Source organism: Trichocoleus sp. DQ-U1 (genome assembly GCF_039961925.1).
Classification (GTDB): Bacteria; Cyanobacteriota; Cyanobacteriia; order Cyanobacteriales; family FACHB-T130; genus FACHB-T130.
Map to the genome: position 1 here is coordinate 50,057 of NZ_JAMPKB010000022.1, position 21,866 is coordinate 71,922.

General features: G+C 46.4%; 17 protein-coding genes. 6 read left to right on the forward strand and 11 right to left on the reverse strand.

Annotated features, from left to right (window positions below):
- Nucleotides 1-16 precede the first annotated feature (16 nt).
- The 5 genes from NDI34_RS11715 (at nt 17) to NDI34_RS11735 (ending at nt 5,640) form a co-directional block, all read left to right on the forward strand.
- Complete coding sequence (locus NDI34_RS11715) at nt 17-1,402, forward strand: serine/threonine-protein kinase (protein WP_348232726.1); 1,386 nt, start codon at nt 17-19, stop codon at nt 1,400-1,402.
- Nucleotides 1,403-1,600: 198 nt separating this feature from the next.
- Nucleotides 1,601-2,230 carry a DUF4178 domain-containing protein gene (locus tag NDI34_RS11720; protein WP_348232727.1) on the forward strand — a complete coding sequence of 210 codons (630 nt, stop codon included), beginning with the start codon at nt 1,601-1,603 and terminating at the stop codon, nt 2,228-2,230.
- 7 nt (nt 2,231-2,237) lie between these two features.
- The gene (locus NDI34_RS11725; RefSeq protein ID WP_348232728.1) at nt 2,238-3,701 is read left to right on the forward strand and encodes a spermine synthase; all 1,464 of its coding nucleotides are present in this window, start codon (nt 2,238-2,240) and stop codon (nt 3,699-3,701) included.
- Nucleotides 3,694-4,746, forward strand: a complete 1,053-nt coding sequence (locus tag NDI34_RS11730; RefSeq protein ID WP_348232729.1) for a peptidoglycan bridge formation glycyltransferase FemA/FemB family protein — start codon at nt 3,694-3,696, stop codon at nt 4,744-4,746. Before NDI34_RS11725 ends, NDI34_RS11730 begins: the two co-directional genes overlap by 8 nt.
- A gap of 42 nt (nt 4,747-4,788) precedes the next feature.
- A complete protein-coding gene (locus NDI34_RS11735; RefSeq protein WP_348232730.1) occupies nt 4,789-5,640 on the forward strand; it encodes a DUF350 domain-containing protein in 852 nt (283 codons plus the stop codon).
- 1 nt (nt 5,641) lies between these two features.
- Here NDI34_RS11735 and NDI34_RS11740 read toward each other — a convergent pair whose 3' ends face one another.
- From NDI34_RS11740 to NDI34_RS11770, 7 genes are all read right to left on the reverse strand, one after another.
- Nucleotides 5,642-6,001, reverse strand: a complete 360-nt coding sequence (locus NDI34_RS11740) for an S-adenosylmethionine decarboxylase (protein WP_348232731.1) — start codon at nt 5,999-6,001, stop codon at nt 5,642-5,644.
- A gap of 11 nt (nt 6,002-6,012) precedes the next feature.
- Nucleotides 6,013-7,227, reverse strand: a complete 1,215-nt coding sequence (gene coaBC / locus NDI34_RS11745; protein ID WP_348232732.1) for a bifunctional phosphopantothenoylcysteine decarboxylase/phosphopantothenate--cysteine ligase CoaBC — start codon at nt 7,225-7,227, stop codon at nt 6,013-6,015.
- Nucleotides 7,228-7,440 carry a DUF2555 domain-containing protein gene (locus NDI34_RS11750; RefSeq protein WP_190412635.1) on the reverse strand — a complete coding sequence of 71 codons (213 nt, stop codon included), beginning with the start codon at nt 7,438-7,440 and terminating at the stop codon, nt 7,228-7,230.
- A gap of 228 nt (nt 7,441-7,668) precedes the next feature.
- On the reverse strand, nt 7,669-8,289 hold the full coding sequence (locus NDI34_RS11755; protein ID WP_348232746.1) for a dienelactone hydrolase family protein: 621 nt from the start codon (nt 8,287-8,289) through the stop codon (nt 7,669-7,671).
- 24 nt (nt 8,290-8,313) lie between these two features.
- Nucleotides 8,314-8,943, reverse strand: a complete 630-nt coding sequence (locus tag NDI34_RS11760) for a Crp/Fnr family transcriptional regulator (RefSeq protein WP_348232733.1) — start codon at nt 8,941-8,943, stop codon at nt 8,314-8,316.
- A 320-nt stretch (nt 8,944-9,263) separates the two neighbouring features.
- Entirely contained in the window at nt 9,264-11,126 is a 1,863-nt protein-coding gene (gene ilvB, locus NDI34_RS11765; RefSeq protein WP_348232734.1) for a biosynthetic-type acetolactate synthase large subunit, read from the reverse strand.
- Nucleotides 11,127-11,469: 343 nt separating this feature from the next.
- On the reverse strand, nt 11,470-12,726 hold the full coding sequence (locus NDI34_RS11770; protein WP_190412632.1) for an MFS transporter: 1,257 nt from the start codon (nt 12,724-12,726) through the stop codon (nt 11,470-11,472).
- A gap of 457 nt (nt 12,727-13,183) precedes the next feature.
- Between NDI34_RS11770 and NDI34_RS11775 the strand changes: the two genes are divergently transcribed.
- Nucleotides 13,184-13,498, forward strand: coding sequence for an RNA-binding protein (locus tag NDI34_RS11775; RefSeq protein ID WP_190412631.1), 315 nt, complete (start codon nt 13,184-13,186; stop codon nt 13,496-13,498).
- Between the two features lie 465 nt (nt 13,499-13,963).
- Here the strand turns inward: NDI34_RS11775 and NDI34_RS11780 are convergent, their stop codons facing one another.
- From NDI34_RS11780 to NDI34_RS11795, 4 genes are all read right to left on the reverse strand, one after another.
- A complete protein-coding gene (locus tag NDI34_RS11780; RefSeq protein WP_348232735.1) occupies nt 13,964-16,819 on the reverse strand; it encodes a hypothetical protein in 2,856 nt (951 codons plus the stop codon).
- A 105-nt stretch (nt 16,820-16,924) separates the two neighbouring features.
- Entirely contained in the window at nt 16,925-19,090 is a 2,166-nt protein-coding gene (locus NDI34_RS11785; RefSeq protein ID WP_348232736.1) for a hypothetical protein, read from the reverse strand.
- A gap of 230 nt (nt 19,091-19,320) precedes the next feature.
- Nucleotides 19,321-20,580 (reverse strand): DUF4159 domain-containing protein, encoded by a 1,260-nt coding sequence (locus NDI34_RS11790; RefSeq protein WP_348232737.1) that lies wholly within the window; start codon nt 20,578-20,580, stop codon nt 19,321-19,323.
- 61 nt (nt 20,581-20,641) lie between these two features.
- Nucleotides 20,642-21,721: a phage tail protein gene (locus NDI34_RS11795; RefSeq protein ID WP_348232738.1), complete on the reverse strand. Its 1,080-nt coding sequence runs from the start codon at nt 21,719-21,721 to the stop codon at nt 20,642-20,644.
- Nucleotides 21,722-21,866 lie beyond the last annotated feature (145 nt).

The following is a 21,866-nucleotide window of genomic DNA, read 5'->3' on the forward strand; positions in this document are numbered from 1 at the left end:
AGGGAAAGTGTGAGGAATGGTTTGGGCCGCTGGGCAGATGTTGCATGGTGGAAGATACATCGTTGAAAGGGTGCTAGGAGAAGGAGGCTATGGCATCACTTTTCTAGCTAGGGGCAAAAAAGGGAATTTTGTCGTCATCAAGACGCTGAATGAACGGGTACTGACTAAACGCGAATTTACAGCGTACCGAGACAAATTTAATCGAGATTTCCAGAAAGAAGCGCTGCGACTCGCTGTGTGCCGACACCCTAATATTGTGCAGATTGACAATGCCTTCTCTGAAGGACAGTTACCTTGCATGGCGATGGAGTATGTTGAAGGAGAAAACTTAGAGCAGCGCGTACTTAATCTGGGTGTTTTGTCGGAAACCGAAGCATTACACTACATCCGCCAGATTGGTGACGCACTAACTTTCATCCACGACAGGGGCTTTTTGCATCGGGATGTGAAGCCATCTAATATCATGGTGCGTGCCGAAGAATTCCAGGCGGTACTGATTGATTTTGGCATTGCTAGGGAATTTATCCCCGATATAACGCAGACTCATACGCAAACCTTTACTCCAGGCTTTGCTCCAATTGAACAGTATGCTCAGCAAGCAAGACGGGGCGAGTATACGGATGTTTATGCACTCGCGGCGACGCTCTACTATTTGCTGACTGGAGAAGTCCCGCTACCTGCGCCTGCGAGAGCTGCGGGGATTCGATTAAATTCACCGCAACGCCTCAATTCCAGTATTAGTAATTTAGCCAATCAGGCGATTCTTAAAGGGATGGAATTTCAAGCGGAGGAACGCCCTCAATCGGTGCAGGAGTGGCTAGAATTGCTTAATCTTAATAAGATTTCTACTTACAGTTTTAAGCAGCCAGTATCTAGCAATATTCCGGTTTCAAAAACTTATAATGCCAGTTCGATCGCTACAAGTCGGAATTTTTTAACAAATCGGCAAAATTCAGCATCAAAAATAGATTACCGGCAACTACAGACTTTTTTAGCGTTAGGAAAGTGGCAAGAAGCGGATGAAGAAACCACGACGGTTATGCTGAAAATTTCTAGTCGAGAAACGGAAGGTTGGCTGAGAGTGGAAGATATCAAAAATTTTCCAATGTCAGACCTTCGGATCATTAACCAACTTTGGATAAAACACAGCAAAGGACGCTTTGGTTTTAGCGTCCAAAAATATATCTGGGAAAGGATCGGAGGGACGAGAAGCGCAAATTATGAGATTTTGTGTATTTTAGGCGATCGCGTAGGATGGCGGATTGATGGCGCTTGGGTTCCTTATGAAGAATTTATCTTTGATTGCGATCGCGCTCCCGCTGGTCATCTCCCTAGCGGATATGTTTTTTGTGAAGTTGGTTGGTGGGTCGGGTTATTGAACCTCTTCTATCGCCTTGAGTAGATGATTATAAAAAATTAATATTTTTATGAAGTCTTATTGATTATTTTATGAAGTTAAGAGCTGTGTGAATATAATAAATGCTGCCTACGCTAAGTCGCTCTATTAACCAGCAAAAATGCCGGATATTATTTTAATAAAATAAACTTAAAATCAAGATTTTTTCTACATTCAAACAAAATTTTAGCAGAGCAAAATTTTATGTATCCCATTACTACGAAAACTCAACTTGAAAATTTACGTCCAGGCGATCGCATAAAATATTATGGCGTTCAGTGGCAGATTAAAGAATACAGCACTTATGACGATTCCTATGGATATGAAACAACGGAGTGGTTGCTAAAACCTCAGGCAGGAAAAGAATACTACTTGCTACGAGAAATTGATCCGCAAAATCCTGAATCCTTAGTCAATTGGTATCTTGCCGAAGAAATTTCAGACCCTAAGATATTTGAACCAGAATCACTGAATAATTTGGCTATTCGTTTTTGGCACGATATGCAAGGAGGAAAAATGCCTTACCCAGAATTACAAGCCTTGGGTAAACGCTATTACTTTGAATCATCAACCAAGGGTAATTATGAAGGAGATGAAGAGGAGACATCTCGAATTACGTGGGATTATTGGGACAAGGATCATCAATGGAATTTAGCAATTGAAGCTTGGCCTGATGGCAAACGACATATTTACTCTACCAAAATAGTAAAACCAGAAGATTTTTCTCACATTGAACGAGGAGCGAAGAAGAGTTTTTTGGAAAGCGTGATTTTTCAAGTATTAGTAGCTAGTTTCATGATGGCTTGCGGAATATTGTTGATGATATTCGGATAGTGAAAAAATGCCTACATGTTTATTTATTGAACAACATAATAACGGATTGGCTTTTTATATCAATGGTGATTTGCAGTTTGATACCGTTGATGAAGCCATTTATCACGAGTATTTAGTGATTCCATCGGTAGCACTAGCAGTCAAACGATTTCCTCACACAGAGTTGCAAATCTTGATTTGTGGCGGTGGGGATGGATTAGCTGCGCGGGATGTGTTGCAATTTCCTGAAGTGAGTCACGTTGATTTAGTAGATTACAATCCAGAAGTTTTAGAACTCGGTAAAAATGTATTTAAGGAATTTAATGATGGCAGCTTAGAAAGCGATCGCTTGACAATCTACACGCAAGAAGCTTTTGAGTTTTTATCGACAATTAAAGAAAAATCTTATCACGTCATTATTTGCGATTTTACTTATCCTAGTTGTACAGAAGATACGGCGATATACAGCCAAGAATGGTTTAAAACGATTAGCCGGGTTCTTTATCCAGGTGGGATTATTAGCACGAATGGTGTTTCTCCAGAAAATCGGACAACAGGTTTTTGGTGTTTATATCAAACCTTGTTAGCTGCTGGATTGATGGCAAAGCCTTTACAATTAACAATCCCATCCTTTCAAAGGCATGATTATGGCAATTGGGGGTTCTTCTTAGCGTCTCCAGTTGCAATTCAGCGTTCTGAAATAGAAGGAATTACCCTACCTGAAAATTTACAGGCGATCGCGCTTAAAAATCTGCTAAAAGTGTTTGAGTTTGAGAATGCGATCGCGCATAGCCGCCACAGCGTCAATATTCACACTCTGGATTGCCCGCAGCTATTTTACTACTTACTAAATCCTCATATTCAATCGCCTCAAATTATCGAAGCAATTGATGAAAAAACCATTAATTTTTTAGACATTGAAGAAGCTGGAACTGGACTGATAGGGTTGCGGGATCTCCTTCAGCTAGAATCAACCGCCCAAAGGTGGTTAGAAGAAGTTCAGGGTAATGAGATAGATACTAGCAAACTATTGCCGGTACAACATCCTTATCATAACCCAAAGATGACAGCAGAATGGTTAGCCCACCTTCAAAAATTACTATCAGAAATCGATTTATCACGTTTATTGGGAAGTATTTTAGAACGTGCTCAAGAACTGCCGCCTCAGATTGCCGCTGAACTAAAACAATTGTCTGATAAAATCCGCACTGGACAGCAAATTTTAACGCTATCACCACGAGCAGCAGAATTTATTATGATGCTCTCAGTAACTTTATTAATGGCCAATTTAGCATCTCCAGATGCTGTGTTTGCCAAGGGATACTATTCAGGAAGTAGCCATTCTCCTGGCTCTAGCGGCTATTCGGGAGGAAATACTTATTATAGCGAAGGAGACTGGAGTTGGTTTAATAGAACTATAGGATTTGTTTTGACGGCGGCTGGTGGTATTTGGTTGATAAACTTATTAACAAATCGCTCGAATAATGACTGACATTTTAGATGTAAATAATGGGCACAAAATTCAATTAGAAGAATTATCTTTAACCCTTAGACTACTAAATTCAGAAGAACGCCATCATTGGGACTTGCTTGTGCAAACTGCTCCCGCAGGATGCTTTATGCAGTCTTGGGCTTGGGCAGACTTCAAAGAATTGGAAGGATACAAAACCTTCCGTTATGGTTTATTTTACAAGCAAGAATTATTGGGAGGATGCATTTTTTATTTTTATCCCCATCCTAATAAAGCCAATTTATTAGTTGCTCCCGGTGCCCCTCTGCTACCTGAAAAATTGGAAAAAGAAGGAATGCAGATATTAGTGAAAGAAGCGGTATCTTTAGCTAAAAAAATAGGAGTGGTTGCCCTACGAATTGAACCTTTATGGCAGCAAAAACTAGATTGCCTTTCCGGGTTTATGCGTGCACCTGCTGATTTATTGCCCTCGGAAACTCTGTTAATTGATTTACAATTAACAGAAACTGAAATGTTAGCAACTATGAAGCCAAAAGGACGATATAATTTGCGTTTGAGTTGGCGTCATGGTGTAGAAACTGAATTTAGAACAGACTCACAGGCAATTCCTGTGTTTTACGATATTTTTTGGGAAACGGTAAAACGCCAGCAGTTTTTTGGTGAACCCTACAAATTTTTCATTAATCTTTGCCAAACCTTATTTAAGGCAAATATGGCAGAGCTAGGTTTCGCAATCTGGCAAGGAAAAATATTAGCAGCTATCTTAGTTGTTTATTGGGGCGATCGCGCAACTTATCTCTACGGCGGACGTAGTTTTGAACATCCGGAAGTCATGGCAACTTACAGTTTACACTGGGCTGCAATGCAACGGGCAAAATCACGCGGTTGCACTTTCTATGATTTCTATGGTTTTACTCACGATCCTAATCATAGCTATGCAAAATTTTCCCGTTTTAAAAGTCAGTTTGGTGGCGTACCAGTAAAAACTATTGGTGCTCATGATTACTTTTTTTATGACCAACTAGCAGATACAATGATTGGCTTATTAAAACACTTAAAAATATAAAATTAATTGAATAATAAATAAATATTGAGAAGGAGTTAAGTAGTGGAACAAGTTAGTCAATTAGGATTTATTCTTCTAGAGCTAGTTGTAGGCTTTGGGTTGTTCTGGCTGGGACAACTCGCTTACCAAAAACTATTTCGTCGCATGGAATTAAACTTGGAACTATTTGTTAAAGATAATCCAGCCGTAGCGATCGCTCTTGTCGGATACTACCTCGGCATCGTCATTGCACTAGGTGGTGTTTTAGGACAACCTTCAGACAATTGGCAGGACAAATTACTCAATTTGGTAAGCTATGGCGCAACAGTCATTTTATTCATGTTGGCTGGCGCTTGGGTAGGCGATCGCTTAATTTTGCGTTGCTTTGATTGTAAGCGCGAAATTCTTGAAGAACGGAACACAGGCGCTGCTGCTGTAGAATTTGGCAATCACATCGCTAATGGACTCATTCTCAGCGCCGCACTCGGCGGGGAAAGTGGCACTTGGCTGGTAGGGTTTGTCTGCTGGATCGTTGGCTTAGGCGTACTCGTTTTGGTGAGCGTTCTCTATCCTCGTGTCACTAAATACAATGTATTTGGAGAGATTGAAAGGCGCAATAATCCTGCTGCTGGTGTGGCGTTAGCGGGCTTACTTATTGCCACAGGTAATATCGTGCGCGTAGCATTTGCCGCCGAGTTTCAAAATTGGGTAATTAGTTTTACTCAATATGGTTTAACACTCCTATTTTGCTTAGCCTCACTGATTGTAATTCGCTGGGTAGCAGATTTAATTTTAGTGCCAGGAGTAAAAATATCAGACGAAATTGCACGTCAACAAATCCCGAACTTGGGTGCTGGACTAATTGAAGCTTTTGCTTATATTGCGGCTTCATTTTTAATCGCTTGGGCTGTTTAAATTAACCAGTAACGCAGAAATATTTCCACTGCTCATTATTGGAATTGTCGCCAATCTCCAAAGTAAGTAATTCAGCAAGAGTTTTTGCTTTTTCGTAATTATCCTGCTGATAATCACACACATGGATATCAACGGTAACTTTCCCTTCTTCAGGCCAAAAATGCAAGGCAACGTGAGATTCTTCCAGTAAAAGAACTGCTGATACTCCCTGTGGTTGAAAAGTAAAAGAAATCTGACCAACGGGAGTTAGATGGGCATCTTGAGCCGCACTTTTTAATGAATCTAAGAAATCGGCTTCTGTCCAATCAAAAATAGATGGAGAAGCGATGAGAATCGCTGAAAAATGATGGGATCTAAGCACCGCTTGTCCTTTTAGCCAGCACCTTGAACAAAGTCAAATAAAGCGTGAGCCATCTGCAATTTACTACAGGGTTCAATCTCTACTTTGCGCCCTTGATTGTCAAGAAATACGGCTTGGTTGTTGTCGCTGCCAAAACCAGCATCGGCTTGATCGATGGGATTGGCAACAATGGCATCCAAATTTTTCTTCTGCAACTTCTCCAAGGCTGGCGTAACAATATCCCCAGTCTGGGCGGCAAATCCAATTAATGTTTGATGCGGCTGTTTGAGACTCGCCAATTCTGCCACGATATCGGGTACAGATTCTAGAGGTAAGGAAGCGGGAAGCGATCGCTTCGGCAATTTCTGGGTACTATACTCGGCGGGTTTCACATCTGCCACCGCCGCCGACATTACAATCAAATCCGCATCGGGAAAACACTCTAACATCGCCTGCTGCATCTGCTGGGCGCTCATCACACCAATCGATTTCGCCTTTTGTAGAGAGGCGATTAATGGTGTCTCCATTGGCCCATGCACCAGGGTCACAGATGCACCGCGATGCAGTGCAGCTTGTGCTAATGCGAATCCCATTTTGCCAGTCGAAGGATTACCGATGAAGCGCACCGGATCGAGATGTTCTCGCGTTCCTCCAGCACTAATTAAAACTCGTTTCCCGGCTAAATCTCGCTTACCGCCAGTGTGCAATAGAGATGTAATTTGCGGCAAAATTTCAGCAGGTTCTGCCATACGTCCAGCACCGACGCGATCGCAAGCTAACAGTCCAGCACCGGGACCAACACTGTGATAGCGTTTATCTGCGAATACCTGTTGCCAATTGCGTTGCACTGCCACCTGTTCCCACATATCCGTATTCATTGCCGGTGCTAACAGCACTGGACAAGTTGAAGCGAGGACGGTATTCGTGAGCAGATTGTCAGCGAAACCATAAGCTAACTTGCCTAAGGTATTCGCAGTGAGAGGAGCAATAACAAAAACCTCTGCCCATTCTCCCAACTCAATATGCAAAGGGCGTCCGCGTGTCGGCTGCCAGAAATTTTCGTCTGTATAAGCAGGATGACGGGACAGCGTTGCTACGGTTAGCGGAGTGATAAATGCTTGAGCCGAATCCGTGAGAATCGCCCGAACTTCCACCCCAGTCTTTGCAAGCGCCGAAATTACCTCACAAACTTTATAGGCGGCGATACCGCCGCCTATCCCTATGAGAACTCGTCTGCCACTTTGCATTTAAGCTTCATCGAAGGGTTGAAAATCCAGTAGGTAGAGGTAGGGTTCAACTAAATCTGGACGTTGAAAAGCGATCGCTCTGAGCAAATGCCAATCATCCAATCCTTCAAAAGGATTGGTGTAATTATCTTGCTCTAGCCGTACAGCCAGATGTTCCACTTCAGTTGCCGTTACAGCAGAAATATCCCGGTTGGAAATGCTAACAGTTGTCATTGACCGCGCCTCCCTCAATCTGCATCTGTGCCATGTATTATACAGATGCAACAAACCATTTTATCTTAACGCCATTACTGGCGATCGCTTAATATAAAAAACGTCAAGTTAGCGGGTCTACTAGCTTTAAACCGGAGATTTCACCGAGTGGGAATGGGGAATGGAAGGGAAGACTCGACACCCACTACCCATTTCACTTTGACGACTGCTATTAGCGGCTAGCGCCGATCAGATATTTGCCTTGACAAACTTCCGCATCACTTCTAAAGCTGCCGGTTGAACCTCATGCCCCATATCAAATTCCTGGTATTGTACCGATATTCCTAGTGCTGTTAAAGCGTCCCGTGCCTTCTGGGCAGCACTCAGCGGCACCACAGAATCTTGTCTCCCATGCAAAATTAATACAGGTGGATAAGTCGCATCAGGTTTTGGAGAGAGAGGATGCAAATAGCCGCTCAACACGACTAAACTCGCTAAAGGTAAATTCAATCCTACATCCAGCGTCATTGCTCCGCCTTGAGAAAATCCACACAAAATTGTGCGTGAAAGAGGGACTCCGGTAGAACTTTCTAAAGATTTGAGCCACTCAGTTAGCATTTGCTGACTTTTGACTAAATCCGCAGACTGCGAACCTCCTGGCTTTCCAAATTCGTACCACATTCGCCCCCCCGATACATAGGGATTTGTAAAAGGGGCATCGGGCACCAAAAACTGATACTCCGGTAAATTCAAAAATGGGGCTAAGGATGCCAACTGTTGGGCATTCCCTCCAAAGCCATGCAATACGACAATCAACCCAGCGGGCTGTTGATTCGTTGCCGATGGAACCGAAATTACTGAGAGAGACAGAAGCTTACTCCTAACAAATGCGACTCACCAATCAGAGATGCTGGCAAAGCTCTCATCTTTTAGGATAATGTGGCGATCGCAATCCAGGCTAATCGATCCCTGCTGCTGTAGCTTGCTGAGCAATCGCGTGATTGTCACGCGGGTGGTACCAATGGCGCTGGCGATATGTTGATGGGTGAGGCGCGCCCCCAGACGAGTTCCACCCGCCACAGGTTGACCGATTTCTTTTTTTAACAGCAACAACAGTCGCTGCAAGCGATCTTCGACCCGTCGCTGTCCGACAATGGCTAAAAGTGCCTCTGCTTGCCGCATCCGTCGTCCCATTTGCGGCAAAATCATCTGAGATAGACGTGGGGAAGCTTCAATTTCTGTGACTGAAAACCATCTTAAGTAGACATCACAGAGCGCTGTTGCCTGATAGGCTTGCAGCAAGGTCATCCAAAGACCAAAGAATGTTGCAGTTCCTGCCCAACCCAGCAACACTTCTTCACCATTCGGGCAAAGGGTACTCAGCTGCACCAAACCTCGATCGATCTGCCAAATGCCCTGTGGCACGAGGGGAATTAGGTCTCCCTTGGCATAAAAATGCAAACGACGCCCTTCATTGGGATCGTATTGATCGATTGCTAGAACTGCTTTGGAAGTTGGAGGCATGGCTGTAATTATTTCCAGCTATGAAAATTTGGCGATGGATAGCCACTGCCACTGTAACCCCCTAAGGTAAAGGAGAAGTAATCAAAAGATTACTAAAGGCTTAAAGACGGTGATTTGGGAGTATTTTTTGATTGTGCTGTCGCACCTTTGAAGGGTAAAGGCGATCGCATCTAAATTGTTCCAGATTCACCCTAAAAATAAAGAGACTGGCGATTGATAGCCAGTCTCTGTTTAATATTCCAAAGGAAAAAATCGGTAATCCAAACGCTAAGAATCCATCAGCAATTGGTCAAAAACTCATCACCAATCACTGATTACCCTTAGATTTTGGTGCCACAATCCGGACAGAAGTTGTTGCTAGCAATGTTTTTCGCACCGCAACCGCTGCAATAGACTAGCTCTGTAGCTTTTTCCAACTTGCGACGTTCGGGCAAGCCAATCATTTGAGCGTTACTCTTGCCAGGAGCCACCATTGGGTAACAGTTTTCGTCCCGTTTAACTTGGGCTTCCAGCAAAACGGGGCCATTGTGAGCCAACATTTCGGCGATCGCATCTTTCAGTTCCGAGCGATCGCGGATCGACATTCCTTTAATCCCGAATGCCTTTGCCAGCATCACAAAATCCGGCATCCCCACTTCCATATTTGAGGACGAGTAACGCTCTCCGTAGAATGCCTCTTGCCACTGACGCACCATTCCCTGCCAGCCATTATTGATAATAACGGTCTTGACATTTATGCCGTATTGTGACAGTGTGCCCAGTTCCTGTAAATTCATCTGGAAACTGGCATCGCCGCTAATACAAATCACCTGTTCGTTTGGCAGCGCTACCTTAGCACCCATCGCCGCTGGCATCCCGTACCCCATCGTGCCTAAACCGGCACTAGAAATCCACCGACGCGGCCCATTTTTGAGAAATTGCGCCGCCCACATTTGGTGCTGACCTACATCTGTCGTGTAGTAGGCTTGGGGAGCTTGATTCGCTAGTTCTGAAATCACCTCTTGCGGTGCCAGACTATCGGGATATTGGGGCACCACGAGGGGATAATCTTCCCGCCAGCGATTAATCCGTTCTAGCCATGCTTTCGTTTGATTTGGCTCCAAAGCCGCATTGGTTTCGTGACATCGGCGCAGCAAGTCAATCAACACGTTTCGCACATCGCCGACAATGGGAACTTCCGGAGCGCGATTTTTTCCGACTTCTGCGGGGTCAATGTCAATATGAATGACCTTAGCGTGAGAAGCAAATTCATCCAACTTACCCGCCACGCGGTCATCAAATCTAGCTCCCACCGCAATCAGCAAGTCGCACTCGCTCACTGAAAAGTTAGCGTAGGCGGTGCCGTGCATCCCCAACATTCCCAGGGAGAGGGGATGGTTCTCGTCAAAGGCACCAATTCCCATCAGCGTCGTTGTTACGGGGATTTGGAAGAGTTCTGCCAGTTCCTGAATTTCTGCATGGGCACCAGATGTAATCGCGCCTCCACCCACATAGAGCAACGGCTGCCGTGCTTGCCGAAGTAAAGTACACGCTGCATTGATCTGACGAGGATTGCCCTTCACTGTAGGACGATATCCCGGCAATCTCACCGTATCCGGCTCCACCGGCACATAGTCAAATTCCGCTAATGCCACGTCTTTGGGCACATCAATCAACACGGGTCCCGGACGTCCCGTACTGGCAATGTGGAACGCTTCTGCCACAATCCGCGCCATGTCTTCGGGATCGCGCACAACATAGGAGTGTTTCACAATCGGCAGCGTAATTCCGAAAATATCGGTTTCCTGAAACGCATCGCTGCCAATCGCGTTAAGAGCCACCTGCCCCGTGACTACCACCATTGGAATCGAGTCCATGTGGGCTGTCGCAATGCCTGTCACTAGGTTCGTTGCCCCAGGGCCAGACGTGGCAAAACAGACCCCCACCTTGCCGGTGGCACGAGCATAACCATCCGCCGCGTGAGCCGCGCCTTGCTCGTGTCTTGCCAAAATGTGATGAATCCCGCCATCCGTTTGTGCCCGATACAGTTCATCGTATATCGGCAGAATTGCACCACCCGGATAGCCAAAAATATGTTCAACACCGTGACGCTTCAGACTGTCAATCAGGGCAAAGGCACCTGTTCTGCGGCTGCTCATTTGACGTATTGATTCTTTTTCCGAGACGCTTTGCGATCGCACCATGAAACCTCTCACTATAGCTACGTTCTTTTTTAAGATTTCTATCTAATTCAGCATTAGAAATAGGGGTTTAATTCTTAAGTCTAATCCTGATATCAATTCCTGTCGAGGGATTAACCCCCCAAAAACTCGCGAGTGTTTATTTTCTGTGACTTTAAGGTTTATTGTTTCGGTTCACGCCACCAAGAAGGAGGTGCGCCAAGGATACTGGCTAAGGGCGGCTGACTTAATGAACGCGCCTTCAATCGGGTTGTAACGCTGAGCGCGTCCCCTTACCCAGCAAAAGGCAAAGGCGTTTCTAGGAAGGACTGGCTACAAGATGTTACTCCTCAGTCCTCCTTTCAAGCTAGATGACATCTTCTAAAACATTACGGGTACTGAGCCACGCCCAGACCCCAACGATATTCACAATAATGCTCATTCCCAAAAGAACGCCTCGCAAACCAAATTGATCCGTAAGTGGGCCAGCGATCGCTAGCGGCGCACTCAGTGCAATATTGACAGCATTATTCTGAAACCCAAAGACTTTGCCGCGCATATTTTCTGGGGTTGAGGCTTGAATCAGAGTTTGCATGGGTACGCCAATGAGCGAGGCACCCAGCCCCAACAGCGCACTTAATCCTAAGCCCATCCAGAGATTTGTCGTCAACGTAAACACACCCAACACAAAGCCCATACTCAAAAAACCCAATAGAGGCAAAGGCTTGTGGTGGAAGCGATCGCCCCAATGCCCCAACACCCCCGCACCAAAGACCATACCCACCCCAGCAGCGGATAATAAAAAGCTAAATTGACCCGGCTCATTGAGACCAATTTCCTTTGCCAGCTCAATTGCCAGTACAGTTAAAGCCGCAAACACCGAATATAGAATCGTCAGTTGTACCATCGCAGTCCGAACCAGGCGTTTTTTCCATAAATAACGGAAGCCTTCTTTAAGATCATTCCAAGGATGAACTGCGATCGACTCAATCGGAATCGGAGCTTCTACGACTTTCACTAACTGGCTGAGACCAGCAGCCAACAGGTACAGAAGCGCCACCAAGAATTCTTGACCATAGGTTCCCCCCCAAGTTCCGGCTAGACTCAACAGCGGCTCGCCCACAGAGAAACCGACAATCAGAGACCCCATCATGGTGGTTGTAAACAGCGCGTTTGCTGTCATTAAATTTTCGCGCTTGACCAATAGGGGAATCGCCGCCTGCTCTGCTGGGGCAAAAAATTGCGTAACTGTCGAGAGCAAAAACGTAATTACTAAGAGAACTAAAAACTGCTTTGGCAATATCGGAAGCAATAGTATCAATAAAGCGCGAATCCAATCAGAAGCCACCATAATTTGCTTCTTTGGAAAGCGATCTACAAAAATACCGGCAGCTGAGCCAAAGAAGATTGCAGGTAGTGTGAAAGCTACCATGATGGCGGAACGCATAGAATTTGCCCCCATCAGCGACGTCTGATAGTTTTCCAGCAACGCAATCAACAAAATGAAGAAGACCTTGTCTGCTACCTGAGACACGATCTGCCCTACCCAAAGAATGAGAAAAGGCCGATTCTTCATCAGAGCGCGAAAGCCACTACCAGAAGCCGGAGGTTCAGCTGGAAACATAAGAAGAGTTCAGGAGCCTCTTGAGTACATCTTTAAGTGTGCGCTGGCGAGAGTCACTTGTGCCAGTCGAGTAGCCACTTTTTGTCAAAGTTCTTAAAAGCCACATCTGCCATAATCGCTATCCCACTCTATATGCTAAGAAGCATCCAGTCTCGTAAAGATTCCAAAACCCATGACTTTTCCCGCATCCGTAGGGGTTAGAACCCCTGTATAGCTGTTGTTTTTACCTTGTGTATAAACCGCAATGCTTCGCAGAAAATTGTCACTCTTTAAATTACGAAATCATTCCCTTGACAAATTTCATATTGTTTTCCTTGATGGCGAATGCCTGAAGCCCGATCCTGTGCTAAGTTAATCACTGAGAATTTAATTCGGCTAAGTGAGTTGGTTGTCTACGTTGACAGGCGTCTCTCCGAATCTAAGTCTCTACACCATCTGCAGAAAGCGAGATACTTCCATGTCAATCTATGTAGGCAACCTATCCTACGACGTCACCCAAGAAGACCTCAGCCAAGTTTTTGCCGAATACGGAACTGTTAAGCGGGTTCAGCTACCCACTGACCGCGAGACAGGCCGCCCACGGGGTTTCGGTTTTGTAGAAATGGAAACTGAAGCTGAAGAAACGGCTGCCATTGAAGCTCTAGATGGAGCGGAGTGGATGGGTCGAGATTTGAAAGTTAACAAAGCCAAACCTCGTGAAGATAGAGGACCCTCTGGCGGCGGCGGTGGTAATCGCAGACCCAGTAGCGGTGGCTTTTCTCGGCGCTACTAAGTTTTAAGACAAAAAACATTAACAAGTCTAGTCTCCAGCAGATTGACACTTCCACTGCTCCACGCTGTTTTTACTTTCTATATATAGAATGGGCGTTCTAGCAGTGGATTTTTATTTAAAAATGCTGACATTTCTAAAATCCTGAATTGTTAACCTTCCTTTACATTTTTGTTGGCATCAGGTATTAAGTAGTGCTGATTCAATAAAATTTTGACGGGTTTTAGAAACTTTTTAGTCGCAAATTCCCTACTCCTTTAATTAAGATTGGCAGAGCCGTAAGGGGGAAAAGCTAATTAAATACATTGCTCCCAACCCCAAGACATAGTCAGTAAGTAGGATTAATTATTTGTGGGATGGGCTAAGCGATCGCGTCACCCCTGTAAGTGTTGGGCTTGCTAGGTCAATCCCACCTCCAAAAATCTTCAATTGAATTACATTCGCTTACTTACCCAGCCGTTAATTCAGTCAGTCAGGACGGGGGGGTAATTCAGAGGGCGAGAGCGAACCTGGTTCGCTGGGGGTTGGTACGGTAGCAGGATTGGCAGGAGTACCAGCGGCAGGAGTAGCAGTGGCAGTACCGGCAGCAGGAGTACCGGCAGCAGGGGCACCCGTGCCAGAAGCCTCTGGGGTACCAGGGGCAGAGGTTGCGGCGGGGGCACCCGCTGCTCCGGGAGGGGGCGCTGGGGGCAGCGGCGGTGGGACGATTGGAGCCGGGGCTAAGGTAGGTGGAGCGGGGACTAAGGTAGGTAGAGCCGGGGCTAAGGCAGCAGGTGGCGGTGGGGGTGGCGGTTCAAAAGTTTCAATGGTAACCGCTCTGCTAATTTGTTCGCCAGCTCCATTGGTGACTTGCAGCGTAATCGTTTCACTACCCGGTTTCTGACTGAGAGTGTAGGGGATACTGCCCTGAGCGGGAACCGTACCGGGTGCCGGAAGCAGCTCAACTTTAATATTGCTGCCGCCTTCTACTTTCCAAGATATTTTAATAATTTCACCAGGTTTTACCTGATTGACTGGAACAATATATTTGGGTAAAGCTTCTTGATTGTTGATTTTAAAATTAACAATTCTCGAAGGTTGGGCTGTAATTTTAATCGCATCCGTCTTCTTGGAATCTGATGGTTCCTGTTGTCCTGTATTGGGAACGACCATCATTTCAAAGATGTAGTCTCCTGGTTTGCGGGCATCTGTAGGCACATTTTTACAGATTAGCGCTGCTTCGGCAGTACAGTATTTTGCCAAACCCTTTGCCACACCTTTGCTGAAGTCAAACCGCTTCAATACACTATTTACCGTACCGTCAGGCGAGCGCCCAATCAACTGCAACTCTTTGATCTGCTCTGGATTCACGACTCTCCAATTGAGGTGAATTTTATTGGCATTGGTGGGTTTACCAGGGACTTCTGCATAAATCGGTCTTGTAGAGGAAAACTCGATAATCTTTGGGGGAGGCTCCGGTTCAATTTTGATCGGACTGGTCTTCAGAGTATCCGATGCGACATCTTTTCCTTTTTTGGAGAAGACTTTCAGTTCAAAAACATAGTCACCGGCTTTGCGGGCATCTGTCCGCACATTTTTGCAGATTAAAACCTGACGAATCGCGCAAAATGACTTGAGTTGCTCTGGAACACCCTGGCGGAAATCGTAAGAAATGGGTTCAACGGTAGCTGTACCGTCAGGCGATTGCCCGGTGAGCAAGAGCGACTGAATCTGATTTGGGTGGCGAATTTGCCAACTCAGACGAATTAAGTCATCTTCAGATGCTTGATAGAGAGCATCTGAAGAGCTAAATTGAAGAATTTTTGGCGACGGCTTTGGCTTAAAGAAGATCAACCAAATCAGGAAAGCGATCGCTACCAGAATTCCTAAAGAAAGCAGTAGTACCAACAGGAACTGCCACCAAGGACGGGGTTCCCAATACAACGTCCCTTGTGGGGCATCATTAATTAAGGGCAACTGCTGCGTATCTTCAACTTCAACGCCGAAGCCGATCAACCTCCCTCCCCCATACAGAGGGCGACGCCACCACTTGAGCGGTTTTACCTGAACTTCGGCGATGGCTAAGGAAAAAGGCGCTATCCGTATCAAGGAAGGCGAGACCGTGTAAGAACACACATCCTCCTCATCCAAACTTTTGGCTCGCAGGATAACCTCGCGCGAGGTGTTGCCCCCATTGTTTAATCTGAGTTCGTACAATCCGGATAGGCGTCTCACCTTACCGACCAGGGTGCGGAATTCTACGGTCAGAAGGTAAGTCGGGAGAATTTCTAGGTAAATGACATCCAGCAATACCAAGTCTGGATTGTTAACAGAATATAAGCGAACGGTAGGATAGTAAGTTCCTGCCAGCGCGTCCATTGGCGGGTTTAACACCAGCAGAATTTGCCCAGTATCTCCGGGGTTGAGGTCTAATCCTGTCGTCGTTGTCACCAGTCCCGGCGACTCTAGCCCTTCCGGATAACGCACGCTAAACCATTTCTCGTCCAAATCCGGGCACATCAGCCGAAACCGATCGACTCTGGCAGAGCGGTTGTGTACGTTCACCACAACTTGCAACAGCGAACCGGGTTGGAGACGAGCCGGAACCGCAGAACTGGTGATTGGCTGAAGACTAAAGGTAGGATCGCTAACCCGAATGGCAGTCTCAATCGGCGGTAAAACCTGAAGTCGCGCTTGATGGCGGATCGGGGTATCTTCCGGGTAGTGCTGCGGCGCATCGACGACCAACAGGTAGGGGTAGGTGCCCGGTTTCGTCTCGACTGGCACCTGAAACTGAAAGATGACCTCGCTGGTAGAGTTGGAACCTAACGCCAGTCGCTGATGGGGAGAAGTACACCACTGACGGAGCGGTTGGGATACTTCATCGATAAAAATATCAATTAAGGCGCTTTGATTGCCCTTGTTGCTGACCGTGATGCAGAGATCGAAGGTCGCTCCGGCGACGAGGGCGTAGTCTCCGGAAGGATTGAGGATCACCGCGAGGGGATTACCGGGAGCCAGCGCTTGGTGGATGGTTTTAGGCAACTGCTGAGCGCCTCGTTTGGCAGCAAGACGCATCCGATAGCGTAATTCGCCTGCTACTTCCGTCTCCTGTACAAAGCCTTGAGCAACCAGATCGTCCAACAGCGCGATCGCTACGTCTTCCCCTGAGCCTGTACGATCTGCCACCTCAGCCAGACTAACTTCGGATTTTTTACGCATCATCCATTGCACGATCTGTCGCTGGGACTCAGGCAGCGTCAGGACATCGACCATTGTGAGACCACCGGCTTTTTCATCCTGTCTCTCTAAGGAACCAGCATCGAACGGTTGTCTCGTTGTCATTGTTTCCCTCCCCAGAAATAAGGACTGAGGAGACGCGATAAATCGGCGTCTCTACACGGCTGAAAACTCAGTGAGGCTTCTCGCTCAGTTCTCCGTTTTTTCACCTCAGTTTTGTTGGTCGCACTGTAGTTGGGGTAGCCGATCCGCACGTTTTAACCTCACTTCAGTATCGTCACTACCACTCAGCACAAAGATAGAGTTTCCGACCGTCTTAATATCTACACTATTAATATGCCAAGACTGACCAAACGAGCCATCGATTTTTCTGCCTTTTAACTGAGAATCCCGCTTACCTTCAGCAGTCAGAGGCCAAAGCATCACTCGTCCGTCATCCCCTCCACTCACCAAGTAGCAACCATTTGCGCTCAATGCTACCGAGCGAACTGACTTGCCGCCATGACCATCCGACCATTCATCCAAAACTTCACAAGGTCCCTGCTCGGCAAGACATTTTTGCATATTCCATAAGGTAATGTACCCCTGGTTATCAGCAGTGACTAAAAGATTCGGCTTGTATTCAGCACTATCCAAGCTGACGATGTAATCTTCCTGACCTCCTTGGCGAGGATAGGATACGCGCCCCCACTTGTCTTTTGCCAAATTCCAGACGACAAATTGGTTGAAGCGTCCTGCGATCGCTAGGTTTTTATCCGCTTTTCCCACCAATGCCAGAGCATTCACGACAAAATCAAATTTCTTCCCTCGCAGCGGTTGATTGGTAGCGTTAGGATTGTCGAGGTCGCGTTCCACATCCCACACTGCAACTAAACCACTCCCGTGACCGCTTAATAGATAACGCGAGTCTTTGGTGAATTCTAGAGCTAAAACCCGATCGTCCTTTTGAAAAGAGAAAGAATTTATCGGTTGCTTTCTTTCTCCCGATACATTCCATAGCTGGATCTCTCCATTCTCCAAGCCTGCGGCAACCACATCATTGTCTACTGGTTTATAGCGGATGACCCGCACAGCTTTACCCGCCTTTCCCACAACTCCCATTTGTTGATTAAGCAAGGGATTCAGAAAGCCTGAAGTGCGCCATCTAATTGCGGTTTGGTCATTCGAGCCAGTAATGAGTTGCTCTCCGAGTCCATTAAATTGCACCGACGTGACAGAAGCTTTGTGTCCCCAAAATGGGTTGTAAGGGTTTAGCCACGACAGCGCCCAGAGCAAGAAAAGCAGCAAGATTAATCCAGTTAACTGCATCCAGATAGGGAGAACTGGCCGGACAAGCAGTTTCAAGATTTGGGTGTCATTTCGGACATCTAAGCGCTCATCCGACACAATCGCCTTAACTTCCAAAAGAAATCTTTGAACTGAACCCAACCACCGGCGTTTCCTCGTACAGACTAGCTGTAGTTGAGTCGTCTCACCTGGCTTCAGGTCTGCCACTTCAGGGATGATCTGCAAATGGAATCTCCGCCGATCTTCCGCATTGACTTGGCAACTTACTTGCTGAGTTAAATTGCTGGCATTCTCAAAATTGAGTTTGTAAGTTGCGGAGTTAGACTTCCATCTCGGCAGCCAATTTCGCGATGGAGGGATTTGCTGTAAGGCTGGGGTGCAACTGAAATCTATAAATCCCGCAGCAACAACCTTAATGGCTCCTGCATTCTTTGATGGAGGACCATTGTGCTGAGTACATTCAACGGAAAAAGGGTATACCTGGCTGGGAGCAAGGGTGGCAATGGGTATTTGGCATAAGAAACTTGTTTCTACCTTGCTACCGGGTGCAACTTGCAGCCGTCGTTCGGCACTCTCGGCTAGCCAAGTCGGCTCTATGCCCACAAAATGTAGCACGACGTTGGTGGACAGTTGGCTGGGATTGTATACCCAGACTGGTATTTCGATCAAATCTGTCGGATGAACAACAAATTCTCGGACTGGCAGCTCAACCTGCATGGGGATAGAGCCAGTTCCCTGCTCAATGGATATCCTCAGAAGTTGTCTTTCTTCTTCCCGCAGTTCCATCGAGAAGATGCGGACGGTGATATTCATTTTGCCGACAAACCCAGGAACGGGCGTGTCAGTAATCGCTACATAAAACTTTGTACTATCTCCAGGGGGTGTTTTGGCGCTAATTCCTGGAGATAGTTTATACCAGGAATTAGCTAAACTAGAGTCAGCACCAGCGGCTAGTAGTTCTACTTGAAAAGTTGCAAATTGATTGCTTTCATTCGTAACTGTTACTTCAAAGGCAGCTGGTATACCTCCTGGTTTGTATCGAAGTAACTGGGTGGATAATTTAGCGTAGATTAAACTTTTATTTACCATCGAAAATATACCTTTTTAGCGATAGCAGTCTTATTTAATTGAGGAGAGCTACCTTTTTTTATGAACCGAGAAGACACAAATAGCGCTAAGGAAGAAGGAAAGAAGAGAGAATTTTATGAGTTCATTAGAATTACTTTAGTACCTAGATATCTTAATAACTGTTAGCCGTTGCTAGCAAAAAATAAGAACACCGGAAAGATGCCTAGTTTGTGTTTGGAGTAGAGAATCTTTTAAAATTGTAGTTTGTCAAAAATCGCTTGTTTGACAGACGGTTTAGCAACGGTTGACACAGGATTGTCTGCCCTTAATAATTGGGTGAGTTGCCGCTTGCGCCATGCGAAATGCAGAAGGTTTATTCCTAATTCTTGGGCGGTACGAATCGTTTCTCGCGGTAGTAAAAGCTTGTCATCTAATCCCCATGCTGCTGAGAGATTGCCAACGACTAAGATAATTCCTCCTCCATAGCCGAGTTGAATGGGCTGTTGATTTAAACTAGGTAAGGCTGCAAACAAGAAAGGCTGTGTCCGCAAGGGATGATTTCGGCTCAAGCGTTTGATATCCTCTAAGGGAGTTCCGAGTTGTTGAGCGATCGCCATGATGCTCTCAATCAGCTCTATGGCATCGGTGGCAGCATCGACTAGCAGAACACCCCCTGTCTCTAAATAATTTTTCAGGGCTTCAAATTCTCGATCGTTCAGATAGAGTGCCTGACGACCCGTGAAGTAAAGTAGGTCATAGCCTAAAGCGGCAAGCGGCAAAGACTTTTCGGCACCCAAAAAGGGAACTTGTCCAATCTGATCCGCTCCCTGTAAGCTTGGGTAAAGCGCAGGAACCGAATTGAGTAAGTACGAAAGATTGGAAAAACTGCGCCCATCGGCAGGTTGTTGCTGCGTGACTTGGGCAACGCGGACAACTGCTTGAGGACGCGATCGCGCGATCGCTCGATAACGTAAATCTAAGCTATTAACTGTCGGAAAAAATACATCCTTGGGATTCTCTAATTCCTCTGACTCAGATTGCAGAAAAATTCGGCACAATTCCACTTCCATATCACTCGGTGGAGTGGTCTTTTCATCCAGTCGAAAGGTTTCCTTTTCAAATTCACGAGACTCTTTCCGGCGCAATTTCTCCGGAGCGACATAACTAATCGCTAGATAAACCATCTGCGGATTTTCTGTCAGCGTCTCACCCGACACCCGAAATTCAATCGGTTCGGAAACAACAATCGGATTCCCCGCTAAATCAATTGCAATTCCCGGCTGAATTTGTACCCAACGTCCATCCCGGAATTGCGGCGCGACTTCCGCTGGTGCTGCGATCAAGCGCACGCCTAAACCGCAGACAATTCCTGGCTGATTGAGCGACTGATAATGGATATTCTGTCTCTGTCGGTGGTACTCATGTGCCCGACGCCAACGGTCGGCATTCATCAACAGACCATCAGTAACTTGGAGACGTTCTAAAGGATTCGTTGGGGGTGGTGGAAACATAATGATTAATGGCTAATTAATGATTGCTAATTATTAATGACTCATGGTTTTTTTACTCAGATTACTCACTACCGATTACCTCTGCGATATCCAGATCGTAAGTGCAGAAAGCCGGTTTTTCTTGGTCGATGATGTGCCGCACCAATCCTTCATCAACTTGACCAGGTCGCTCAGGTCGCAGGCGTACAATGAAGTGATAAGGACGCCCACCACCCAACATGGAGTCTTCGCCAAGGCAGGTTTCCCCTAAAAGGAAACCTTGACCAAAAATTTCTTCAATACTAATGTGCTTATCAGCTTCTTCAGGTAGATGGTCGTCGAGAGGCAAGTCTGTATACAGATGTAGATAGAGCCGCAACCCGCGTCGCGTTCCTCGCCAGCGATAAAGTTCTACCGCCTGACGAATCAGATATCGCTGCCGATTTAGACTCCAACGGGCGTCCATCGGCCATGCTACCCAGTGGGCAAGAAAGGGTAACAGCGTCGCTGGCGCAGTTAACGGATCTAAATAAGCCCACAGGAGATCCATCGACTGCACTGCGGGTTCAAAAGTCTCCTCAAAAATCTTCAAAAAGCGACCAATAAAGTCTACTTCCCGATAGAGACTGGGCAAAAAATCCAGGTAGAGGCTGCGGGGACGGATATAGAGGTTGAAGGCTGCGGATTCGATCAGTTGTCTGGCTGGTGTGACAAGCCCGCCCGTGCCTCCTTGCTCTGTATAGTACACATGAAGGCGGCTATGATAATCGACGACTAGGGTTCCACCCGACTCTAAAGACTGGTTATTTTCAAAGAAGTTGGCTGGAATTTGGAAATATAACACCGCATCCATCTGCTGACCTGGAGCAATTTCATGACCCTCCATCCCAATGCGATACCACTGGCTTGGGAAGTTGCCCTCAAGTTGCAGGCTCACGTCTAGGATTCGGGTTCCCAGGTTTTTTAGCTGCACCACCATTTCACTGGGTTCTCCTGGATACACGAGCAATTGATTGCTCGTCATGCCTTCGGTACTGACACTGCCAGTGAGTGCCAGGGCATTAGCCGTGCTACTCGCCCCCATTGGCTGAACTGCCTCGGCAAGCTGCATGGGGGTGAGTGTCAGGTGTAAGATTTTACCGTGCGACGTGCTTTGAGTCATAGTCAGTGGTAAGTGCTGAAAATCAGGAGTAAGGGATGAGGAGTGAGTGAGGAATCAGAAAGTGAAAAGCCAGAAGTCAGCAGTCAAAAAGCTAGAGGAACTGATACTACTTTCTCATTCTCTTCACGCTTGCACTTAATCCGGG

Excerpts from the sequence above, each read along its gene's own strand:
- NDI34_RS11715 (WP_348232726.1), top strand. The coding sequence starts at position 17 with ATGGTTTGGGCCGCTGGGCAGATGTTGCATGGTGGAAGATACATCGTT.
- NDI34_RS11720 (WP_348232727.1), top strand. The coding sequence starts at position 1,601 with ATGTATCCCATTACTACGAAAACTCAACTTGAAAATTTACGTCCAGGC.
- NDI34_RS11725 (WP_348232728.1), top strand. The coding sequence starts at position 2,238 with ATGCCTACATGTTTATTTATTGAACAACATAATAACGGATTGGCTTTT.
- NDI34_RS11730 (WP_348232729.1), top strand. The coding sequence starts at position 3,694 with ATGACTGACATTTTAGATGTAAATAATGGGCACAAAATTCAATTAGAA.
- coaBC (WP_348232732.1), bottom strand. The coding sequence starts at position 7,227 with ATGCAAAGTGGCAGACGAGTTCTCATAGGGATAGGCGGCGGTATCGCC.
- NDI34_RS11750 (WP_190412635.1), bottom strand. The coding sequence starts at position 7,440 with ATGACAACTGTTAGCATTTCCAACCGGGATATTTCTGCTGTAACGGCA.
- NDI34_RS11760 (WP_348232733.1), bottom strand. The coding sequence starts at position 8,943 with ATGCCTCCAACTTCCAAAGCAGTTCTAGCAATCGATCAATACGATCCC.
- ilvB (WP_348232734.1), bottom strand. The coding sequence starts at position 11,126 with ATGGTGCGATCGCAAAGCGTCTCGGAAAAAGAATCAATACGTCAAATG.
- NDI34_RS11770 (WP_190412632.1), bottom strand. The coding sequence starts at position 12,726 with ATGTTTCCAGCTGAACCTCCGGCTTCTGGTAGTGGCTTTCGCGCTCTG.
- NDI34_RS11775 (WP_190412631.1), top strand. The coding sequence starts at position 13,184 with ATGTCAATCTATGTAGGCAACCTATCCTACGACGTCACCCAAGAAGAC.
- NDI34_RS11780 (WP_348232735.1), bottom strand. The coding sequence starts at position 16,819 with ATGACAACGAGACAACCGTTCGATGCTGGTTCCTTAGAGAGACAGGAT.
- NDI34_RS11785 (WP_348232736.1), bottom strand. The coding sequence starts at position 19,090 with ATGGTAAATAAAAGTTTAATCTACGCTAAATTATCCACCCAGTTACTT.
- NDI34_RS11790 (WP_348232737.1), bottom strand. The coding sequence starts at position 20,580 with ATGTTTCCACCACCCCCAACGAATCCTTTAGAACGTCTCCAAGTTACT.
- NDI34_RS11795 (WP_348232738.1), bottom strand. The coding sequence starts at position 21,721 with ATGACTCAAAGCACGTCGCACGGTAAAATCTTACACCTGACACTCACC.